Source organism: Acidovorax sp., assembly GCF_047607405.1.
Classification (GTDB): domain Bacteria; phylum Pseudomonadota; class Gammaproteobacteria; order Burkholderiales; family Burkholderiaceae_C; genus Acidovorax.
The window spans coordinates 20,157-29,202 of record NZ_JASGDA010000065.1 but is presented as its reverse complement, the minus strand read 5'-3'; the positions used below and the strand labels follow the sequence as shown (position 1 = coordinate 29,202).

The 9,046-nt window shown below is 65.6% G+C and carries 11 protein-coding genes; 7 read left to right on the top strand and 4 right to left on the bottom strand.

What is annotated here, in order from left to right:
- Positions 1 to 134: 134 nt before the first annotated feature.
- From QM569_RS07690 to QM569_RS07680, 3 genes are all read left to right on the top strand, one after another.
- Positions 135 to 971, top strand: a complete 837-nt coding sequence (locus QM569_RS07690; protein WP_414986643.1) for an aromatic ring-hydroxylating oxygenase subunit alpha — start codon at positions 135 to 137, stop codon at positions 969 to 971.
- The gene (locus tag QM569_RS07685) at positions 889 to 1,158 is read left to right on the top strand and encodes a hypothetical protein (protein ID WP_414986642.1); all 270 of its coding nucleotides are present in this window, start codon (positions 889 to 891) and stop codon (positions 1,156 to 1,158) included. Before QM569_RS07690 ends, QM569_RS07685 begins: the two co-directional genes overlap by 83 nt.
- Before the next feature lie 92 nt (positions 1,159 to 1,250).
- A complete protein-coding gene (locus QM569_RS07680; RefSeq protein WP_414986641.1) occupies positions 1,251 to 2,909 on the top strand; it encodes an acyl-CoA dehydrogenase family protein in 1,659 nt (552 codons plus the stop codon).
- Between the two features lie 2 nt (positions 2,910 to 2,911).
- Here the strand turns inward: QM569_RS07680 and QM569_RS07675 are convergent, their stop codons facing one another.
- Both QM569_RS07675 and QM569_RS07670 read right to left on the bottom strand, forming a co-directional pair.
- Positions 2,912 to 3,244, bottom strand: coding sequence for a DUF86 domain-containing protein (locus tag QM569_RS07675; RefSeq protein WP_414986640.1), 333 nt, complete (start codon positions 3,242 to 3,244; stop codon positions 2,912 to 2,914).
- Positions 3,241 to 3,531, bottom strand: a complete 291-nt coding sequence (locus QM569_RS07670; protein WP_414986639.1) for a nucleotidyltransferase family protein — start codon at positions 3,529 to 3,531, stop codon at positions 3,241 to 3,243. The genes QM569_RS07675 and QM569_RS07670 overlap by 4 nt, the downstream gene beginning before the upstream one ends.
- Positions 3,532 to 3,593: 62 nt before the next feature.
- Between QM569_RS07670 and QM569_RS07665 the strand changes: the two genes are divergently transcribed.
- The 3 genes from QM569_RS07665 (at position 3,594) to QM569_RS07655 (ending at position 7,092) form a co-directional block, all read left to right on the top strand.
- Positions 3,594 to 4,793 (top strand): threonine ammonia-lyase, encoded by a 1,200-nt coding sequence (locus tag QM569_RS07665; protein WP_414986638.1) that lies wholly within the window; start codon positions 3,594 to 3,596, stop codon positions 4,791 to 4,793.
- Positions 4,794 to 4,830: 37 nt separating this feature from the next.
- Positions 4,831 to 4,977, top strand: a complete 147-nt coding sequence (locus QM569_RS07660; RefSeq protein WP_414986637.1) for a hypothetical protein — start codon at positions 4,831 to 4,833, stop codon at positions 4,975 to 4,977.
- Between the two features lie 246 nt (positions 4,978 to 5,223).
- Complete coding sequence (locus QM569_RS07655) at positions 5,224 to 7,092, top strand: phosphoenolpyruvate carboxykinase (GTP) (protein WP_414986636.1); 1,869 nt, start codon at positions 5,224 to 5,226, stop codon at positions 7,090 to 7,092.
- Positions 7,093 to 7,265: 173 nt separating this feature from the next.
- Here QM569_RS07655 and QM569_RS07650 read toward each other — a convergent pair whose 3' ends face one another.
- Positions 7,266 to 7,448, bottom strand: a complete 183-nt coding sequence (locus QM569_RS07650) for a hypothetical protein (RefSeq protein WP_414986635.1) — start codon at positions 7,446 to 7,448, stop codon at positions 7,266 to 7,268.
- Positions 7,449 to 7,545: 97 nt separating this feature from the next.
- Entirely contained in the window at positions 7,546 to 7,950 is a 405-nt protein-coding gene (locus QM569_RS07645; protein WP_414986634.1) for a hypothetical protein, read from the bottom strand.
- Between the two features lie 89 nt (positions 7,951 to 8,039).
- Between QM569_RS07645 and QM569_RS07640 the strand changes: the two genes are divergently transcribed.
- Positions 8,040 to 8,999, top strand: a complete 960-nt coding sequence (locus QM569_RS07640; RefSeq protein WP_414986633.1) for a LysR family transcriptional regulator — start codon at positions 8,040 to 8,042, stop codon at positions 8,997 to 8,999.
- Positions 9,000 to 9,046: the final 47 nt, after the last annotated feature.

The following is a 9,046-nucleotide window of genomic DNA, read 5'->3' as shown; positions in this document are numbered from 1 at the left end:
GCTCTGCTTTTGCTGTAGCCCCAGCGCTATCGCATGGCGCTCCATCTCGCTCAGTTGTTCGTAGGTGTTCTTTGTCATGGGAGTCTCAATTCTGAAGGGGTGTTGCACTTCAGATTTGAGGCCGCCACTATCCCATGCTTGCGGGTCATCAGAGTAGCATACGTGAACCTGGGGCATATATTTTAAGCGATTGGGCGAAGTTTCCCTACGTAATCGTTCGAGGCTCGGATGGTCGACTACGGGCCTTTCTCAATACCTGTCGTCATCGTGGAGCCCGCATCGTGTCTGGCAAGGAGCCATGCCTGAAAGCTTTTATCTGTCCTTTTCACGGCTGGGCATATGGGCTGGATGGTCAACTTAAAGGAATTACTAAATCTTATAACTTTCCGGATATAAATCGAGAAGATTCATCACTGGTTGAATTGCCCGTTGTCGAGCGAGCAGGCTTGGTTTGGATTCACCCGACACCTGGAGCATCGCTAGATCTTGAAAGCTATCTCGGAGCCATTGGCGATGACCTGGATCACTTCGATTTAAGCGGGCTTGTTAGCTATCGAAAGAACCTTGTTATCAAGCGCGCCAACTGGAAACTACTCATTAAGACATACCTGGAAGGCTATCGCGTTCCATATCTACATAAAAATACTTTATCGCAAGCGTTTAAGAAAGGCATCATTTCGCATTACGAATACGGCTATCACATACGGCTTTCAGCGGCGCGCACCAATTTTCTCGAGATGCCTTCAGTGCCACGGGAAGAACGGCACATCCTCAACTATGCATCTGTCTATTACTCTATCTTTCCACAGGCCTTCTTCATCATGCAGCCGGATTATGTATCCATCAATATGTTCTTCCCGCTAGCACCTGATCAAACGCTATGGACGCATGAGATGTTATACAGACCATCGCAATTTCGGGGTGATGCAGGCCAAGAGGCACTGGAGAAACGCTTTAACTACACGAATTAACTACACGAATGATGCTGTCTTTGATAACGAAGATTTCGCGGTGGCGGAGGACGTTCAGTTGGGGCTAATACATGGTGCAAACAATGTTCACACACTTGGGCTTGAAGAGGGTTTGCTCGCCATATTTCAACAAGGAATCGACCGTGCCATGTCTGCGGCACCAATATGTGATTCCACGATGGGCTGACTGAACAAGGCGTGCAGTATCGATTGTGATCTTTTGCTGCCTTGCGTATTCTGGTCGCAACAGACTTTCACTCAGCAATTGCCGGAGACACCATGACACACGCCATCTTCAACCAGGTCGATGAACTGACCGACGTGAACCTGCTCGATACCGACCCCGCATTGACCGAAGCCCTGCAGCGCGCCCAGGCCGACTGGGCCCTGCCTTCGCTGACCCGCTACGCAGGCACCCTGGGCGCCGCCGACACCTGGCGCCTGGCCGAGGAGGCCAACCGCCACACGCCCGCGCTGCACAGCTTCGACGCGCGCGGGCGGCGCATCGACGCGGTGGAGTTCCACCCGAGCTGGCACGCGCTCATGCGGCTCTGTCGCGGCCAGGGCCTCATCGGGCAGCCCTTTGCCGAAACCCGCCCGGGCCGCTGGGCCGCGTGGGCAGCAGGCTTTTACCTGCATGGGCAGGTGGAGCACGGCACGCTGTGCCCCGCCTCCATGACCACCGCCAGCATCCCCGTGCTGCAACGCGAGTCGGGCCTGTGGGCAGAGGTGAAAGAGCAGCTCTACAGCAACGAATACGACGCGCGCGACGTGCCGCTGGCGCAGAAAAAGTCGATCTGGCTCGGCATGGGCATGACCGAGAAGCAGGGCGGATCGGACGTGCGCGCCAACACCACCGTCGCCACGCCCATGGGCGCGGGCGGGCGCGGCGGCGAATACCTGCTGCGCGGGCACAAGTGGTTCTTCTCCGCGCCCATGTGCGACGCGCACCTGGTCGTGGCACGCACGGGCGAGGGGGGGCCATTCGCCTGCTTCTTCGTCCCCCGCTGGCGGCCCGACGGCAGCAAGAACGCCGTCAACGTGCAGCGCCTGAAGGAGAAGGTCGGCAACCGCAGCAACTCCAGCAGCGAGGTGGAGTTCCACGACGCCTGGGGCATCCTCATGGGCGAGGAAGGGCGCGGCATCCCCACCATCATCGAAATGGCCACCTACACGCGGCTGAACTGCGTGCTGGGCAGCGCCGCCATCCTGCGGCAGGCAACGGTGCAGGCCAGCGCCTACACCCGCCAGCGCCAGGCTTTCGGCAAGCGCCTGCACGACCAGCCGCTGATGCGCGCCGTGCTGGCCGACCTGGCGCTGGAAAGCGAAGCCGCCGCCGTGCTCGCCATGCGCCTGGCCCAAGCCTTCGAATACGACCTCGACCACGGCGACAGCCCCGCCGAGCGCGCCTGGAAGCGCGTGATGACGCCCGCCGCCAAGTTCTGGGTTTGCAAGCGCGGCGTGGAGCTGACAGGCGAGGCCATGGAAGTCTTCGGCGGCAACGGCTATGTCGATACCAGCGTCGCCGCCCGCCTGTTCCGCGAGTCCCCGGTCAACTCCATCTGGGAAGGCTCGGGCAACGTGATGTGCCTGGACGTGCTGCGCGCCTTCGCCCGCGAGCCCGACGCCGTGCAGGCCCTGCTGGCCGAACTGGCCCCCGCCGCCCAGGGCGAGCCGCGCGTCGCCGCCGCGCTGCGCGAGCTGCAAACCCTGCTCGCCACCCCGCCCGACCAGCTCGAAGCCCTGGGCCGCCTGCTGGTGCAGCGCCTGGTGCTCGTCGCCCAAGCCTGCTTGCTGCGCCAGCACGCCCCGGCGGCGGTGGCGGATGCCTTCATCGCCACCCGCCTGGGCGACGCGAGCGCGGGCCGCGTGGCAGGCGCAATCGACGTGCGGGGCATGGACGTGGGCGGCATCCTGGCGCGGGCGCTGCCTGGGTGACTTCAATCTTCCGCCAGCATGGCCTGCACGCAGGCTTGCAAGGCCGGAAGATGTCCCTCGATCACCGCCGCGACCGTAGGCGCTGCAATATCGCCCAGGTAGTTGTGTACGAGGATGTTGCGAAAGCCGGTAATGTCCCGCCAGGGAATGTGCGGGTACGCGGCCTTCTTGTCGGCAGGCAGGTGCTGGGTAGATTCCGAGAGCGTTTGCAAATTGCGCAAGGCCGCGTCGTACAGGATGTCGTCCCGCGCCAGGTCGCCACGTGCCTGGATGCGCTGGATCTTGGCGATCGCATCCAGGATGTGGAGCGCATAGGGTCGCCAGGACTTGCTCACAGATCCACCGCTTCCTTCAGGATGCTGTCTCGCAGGTGGCGGTTCAATTCATGCTCGGGGATCAGATCGACCGGGCGGCCCAGCAGCTCGGCCAGTTGCCGCGCCAGCGGCAGGCGCTGGGTGAACAGGTCATAGCCGGGGTCGAACTCCACCAGGAAATCCACGTCGCTCTCGGGCCGCTCCTCGCCGCGCGCCACGGAGCCGAAGACGCGGATGCGCCGTGCGCCATACCGGCTGCCCAGCGCCGCGATGGCGCTCTTGCGGGCATGCAGTTGGTCGAGCAGCATGGAGCAGTCCTGGGGTGAAGTGGCGGTTTCATTGTAGAGCCGCCCTGCCCCACAATCCCCCCATGCTCACGCTCCAGACCATCCAGGACGCCGCCGCCCGCCTGCGCGGCCAGGTGCTTGAAACCCCCTGCGTCGAATCCCGCACGCTCTCGCAGATCGTCGGCGCGCAGGTGTTCCTGAAGTTCGAGAACCTGCAATTCACCGCCTCGTTCAAGGAGCGCGGCGCGTGCAACAAGCTCGCGCAGCTCACGCCGGACGAACGCGCGCGCGGCGTGGTGGCCATGAGCGCGGGCAACCACGCCCAGGGCGTGGCCTACCACGCGCAGCGGCTGGGCCTGCGGGCGGTGATCGTCATGCCGCGCTTCACGCCCGGCGTGAAGGTGGAGCGCACGCGCGGCTTTGGGGCCGAGGTGGTGCTGCACGGCGACACGCTCGAAGCCGCGCGCCAGCACGCCTACGAGCTGGCCGAGGCCCAGGGCCTGACCTTCGTCCACCCCTACGACGACGAGGCCATCGCCGCAGGCCAGGGCACGCTGGCGCTGGAGATGCTGGCCGAGCAGCCCGCGCTGGACGTGCTCGTCATCGCCGTGGGCGGCGGCGGGCTCATCGCGGGCGTGGCGACCGCCGCCAAGGCACTCCAGCCGGGCATAGCGGTCATCGGCGTGCAGACCGCGCGCTTTCCGTCCATGGTCAATGCCGTGCAGGGCACGCAGCACCCCATGGGCAACGCCACCATCGCCGAGGGCATTGCCGTCGGCACGCCGGGCCGCATCACGCAAGAGGTGGTGCGGCGCCTGGTGGACGGCCTGCTGCTGGTGGACGAGGGCGACATCGAGCAGGCCGTGCTGATGCTGCTGGAGATCGAGAAAACCCTGGTCGAAGGCGCGGGCGCGGCGGGCCTGGCCGCGCTCATCAAGCACCCCGAGCGCTTTCGTGGCAAGCGCGTGGGGCTGGTGCTCTCGGGCGGCAACATCGACCCGCTGCTGCTCGCCGCCATCATCGAGCGCGGCATGGTGCGCTCGGGGCGGCTGGCGCGCATCCAGGTCGGCGCGCGCGACGTGCCCGGCGTGCTGGCGCAGATCACCGCCACCGTGGCCGCCGCGGGCGCCAACATCGAGGAAGTACACCACCAGCGCGCCTTCACCGTGCTGGCCGCGCAGAACGTGGAGATCGAAATCGTGCTGCAGACACGCGGCCCGGCCCACGTGGAGCAGGTGCTGGCCGCCCTGCGCGCGGCGGGCATGCAGGCCGATCTGATCTAGAATCGCACAAGTTTTGAGCAACACCAGGAGCCCCGCCATGTCCGACCACAGCCACTCGCACGCCCCCGCGCCGCAATCCGACGACCCCGTGGAGAACGTGGTGTCGGTGATCCCCGTGGTGCTGCCCGTGGTGGGCGGCATCATGATCTTTTTGCTGGCCTTCATTGCCGTGACCATGGCCTGAGCTGCCCCGTTCGGCCCCAACGCCCGAAGCCCCGCGATGCGGGGCTTTTTTTCGCCCGGGCTTTTTGCAGGCATAACCCCATTCTTCTTTTGCATAGTTTTTGCCGCTGCCTGACAGACTTTTTTGCGGTCCATTCATAAAATCGTCATCCCGCCGGTTCTCCGACTCCCCCCAAAGCCGTTTTTTCAAAGGCCGCGCCCGGACGTTTCCTTTGAAAAGACTGGTTTTCAACTTCAAGGACTCCCCATGAACGCACCCACGCTGCAGGGCCTGAACCTCAACGCCCCCTCCTACGTCAAGAACGCCCGGCTGCTGGCCTGGGTGGCCGACATGGCGGCCCTGTGCAAACCCGACACCATCTATTGGTGCGACGGCTCGCAAGAGGAATACGACCGCCTGTGCCAGCAGCTCGTGGATGCGGGCACCTTCAAGAAGCTCAACCCCGCCAAGCGCCCGGGCAGCTTCCTGGCCTGGTCCGACCCGTCGGACGTGGCCCGCGTGGAAGACCGCACCTACATCTGCTCGGCCAAGAAGGAAGACGCGGGCCCCACCAACAACTGGATGGCGCCCGCCGAGATGCGCGCCACGCTGCAGCCGCTGTTCGACGGCTGCATGAAGGGCCGCACCATGTACGTGGTGCCCTTCAGCATGGGGCCGCTGGGCAGCCACATCGCGCACATCGGCGTGGAGCTGACCGACAGCGCCTACGTGGCCGTCAACCAGAAGCTGATGACCCGCATGGGCCGGGCCGTCTATGACGTGCTGGGTGTCGATGGCGAGTTCGTGCCCTGCATGCACACCGTGGGCGCGCCGCTGGCGGCAGGCGAGAAGGACACGACGAGCTGGCCCTGCAACCCCAAGGTCAAGTACATCGTGCATTACCCCGAGACGCGCGAGATCTGGTCCTACGGCTCGGGCTACGGCGGCAACGCGCTGCTGGGCAAGAAGTGCCTGGCGCTGCGCATCGCGTCCACCATGGGCCGCGACCAAGGCTGGCTGGCCGAGCACATGCTGATCCTGGGCGTGACCAACCCCGAAGGCCAGAAGTACCACGTGGCCGCCGCCTTCCCCAGCGCCTGCGGCAAGACCAACTTCTCGATGCTGGTGCCGCCCGAGGCGGGCTTCGCGGGCTGGAAGGTGACGACCATCGGCGACGACATCGCCTGGATCAAGCCCAACGCCGACGGCAAGATGTACGCCATCAACCCCGAGGCGGGCTACTTTGGCGTGGCCCCCGGCACCAACATGCACACCAACCCCAACTGCATGCGCAGCCTGAACCGCGACGTGATCTTCACCAACGTGGCGCTGACGGACGACGGCGACGTGTGGTGGGAAGGCATGGAAAAGGACACCGGCACGCTGCCCGACCACCTGATCGACTGGCAGGGCAAGGACTGGACGCCCCAGATCGCCAAAGAGACGGGCGCCAAGGCCGCACACCCCAACTCGCGCTTCACCGTGGCCGCCACCAACAACCCGGCGCTCGACCCGCAGTGGGACGACGCGAACGGCGTGGCCATCGACGCCTTCATCTTCGGCGGCCGCCGCTCCACCACCGTGCCGCTGGTGACCGAAGCCCGCACCTGGACGGAAGGCGTCTATATGGCCGCCACCATGGGCAGCGAGACGACGGCCGCCGCCTTCGGCGCGCAGGGCGTGGTGCGCCGCGACCCGTTCGCCATGCTGCCCTTCTGCGGCTACAACATGAGCGACTACTTCCAGCACTGGCTCGACATCGGCGCCAAGCTGCAGGCCACCGGCGCCAAGCTGCCGCCGGTCTATTGCGTGAACTGGTTCCGCAAGGGCGAAGACGGCAAGTTCGTCTGGCCCGGCTATGGCGACAACATGCGCGTGCTCAAGTGGATGATCGACCGCATCGAGGGCAAGGCCCAGGGCCAGGACACCATGTTCGGCATCGCCCCGCAATACGCCGAGATCAACTGGACGGGCCTGAGCTTCAGCGCCCAGCAGTTCGATGCCGTGACCAGCATCGACAAGGCCGCCTGGACGGAAGAGTTCAAGCTGCACGCCGAGCACTTCGACAAGCTGGCCTACCACCTGCCGCAAGCACTGCTGGACACCAAGGCGCAACTGGAAAAGCGCCTGGGTTGATCGGCACCGCGCCGTGCAAAAAGGCTCCGCAGTGCGGAGCCTTTTTTATGCCAAATCGGGCTGTAGCGCTTGCTGGATAAGCGCAGGCAGCTCTGAAATCAGGAGCATCTCGCCATGATACTGGCGCAGCCCCTGCGAGGGCAGCCGCGAAGCGGCTCAGGGGGGTGTTTGCTTCAGCGCTGCACGCCCAGATACCCCATGGCGGCGGTGCGCAGATCGGCGGCGCGGCGGGGGTCGCGGGCGGCGCAGGCGTTGGCGCGGTCCATCAGGTAGGCGCCCTCGTTGATGCGGCGCTCGGTGGCTTGCAGGCTCTCGCGGACGAAGGCGCGGGCAATGTCGGACAACAGTTTCAGCATGGTTTTTCGTGGCCCTTTCGGACCACGTCCTTTTTAAAATTTGATAGCAGCCTGCGCTTGTCTGGTAAGCGCTAGAGGCCAATTTGACTTCAACAATTCAGTCACGGCACATCAGCTCGGCCATCACGCGGCGGTCCTTCAAGGCCACCTCCCACATGCGCGCGTCCTCGACGGCGTTGCGGCGGTTCTCGGCCCAGGACAGCGCTGCGGTGCGCAGCGCCACACCCGCGCGGCGCGCCGGGGCGGCCAGCAGGGCCAGGGCGGCGAAGGCCACCAGCCACAGCACCATCCAGCCTGCCAGCAGGTGGCCTTCGCTCCAGGTGTCGATGACCTGGTTGGCGACCACCAGCAGCGCCGCGACCACGGCGGCCAGCAGCAGGGTGGCGGCGCCACGGGCGCCATCGAAGCGGGACGCGGCGCCCTTGAGCGCGGCCACGGCGTTTTCGGCGCGGACGACGCCGGGGTGTTCGGTCGGATAGTGAACGTGGACGAAGCTGGTCATTTCTTTCTCCCCTTTGGGTAGTGACTGAATATTAGGGTTTACCCTGTATTTATTCAAGTTTATATTTTGAATCACCGATATTCACGGTGGTGATGATGATCAACTTCCGCTCCCTGGACCTGAACCTGCTGCGCGTGTTCGACGAGGTGATGGCCGAACGCAGCCTGACGCGGGCGGCGCGCAAGCTGTCGCTGACGCAGCCCGCCGTGAGCAACGCCATGCGGCGCCTGCGCGATGCCGTGGGCGACGAGCTGGTGGTGCGCAGCGGTCAGGGCGTGGAGCCCACGCCGCGCGCGCTGGCGCTGTGGCCGCCGGTGCGAGAGGCGCTGGCGCAGTTGCAGCAGTCGCTGGCGCCGGGGCGCTTCGAGCCCGCCACGGCCGAGTCCACCTTCGTGCTGGCGATGGCCGACGCCACGGCGGCCACGCTGGTGCCGCCGCTGGTGTCCATCATCGAGCGCGAGGCGCCCGGGCTGTCGGTGCGCGTGCTGCCGCTGACCACGCGCGACCCGCGCCGCCTGCTGGACGACGAGGCCGCCGACATGGCCGTGGGCTACTTCCCCGCCGTGCTGGCAGACCTGACGGCGCGCGCGCAGTCGGGCGGCGCTGTGGCCTTTGAAAGCCGCCGCCTGTACGACGGCGAATACGTGTGCGTGATGCGCCAGGGCCACCCGCTGGCCACCGCGCCGCTGACGCTGGACGCCTACTGCGCGGCGCGGCACATGCTGGTGAGCTTTTCGGGCCGCCCCTTCGGCTTCATCGACGAGGCGCTGGCCGCGCTGGGCCGCGAGCGCAAGGTGGTCATCACGGTCAACCAGTTCTTCACGGCGGGGCGCGTGGTGTCGGGCTCGGACCTGCTGACCGTGCTGCCCCGGCATTTCGTGCCGGTGACGGGCATCGCGGGCGCGCTGGTGCAGCGCGCCCTGCCGCTGGACGTACCCGCCGTCCACGTGGACGCGCTGTGGCGCAGGCGCGGGCCGCAGCAGGCCGCGATGGACTGGCTGCTGCGGGCGCTGGCGCGGTCGGCGCGGCAGGCGTTTCCCGAGGCATGAACGCGCCGCCGTATGATGGGCGCCCGCCCGCGCAGGTGCCAGAAGAA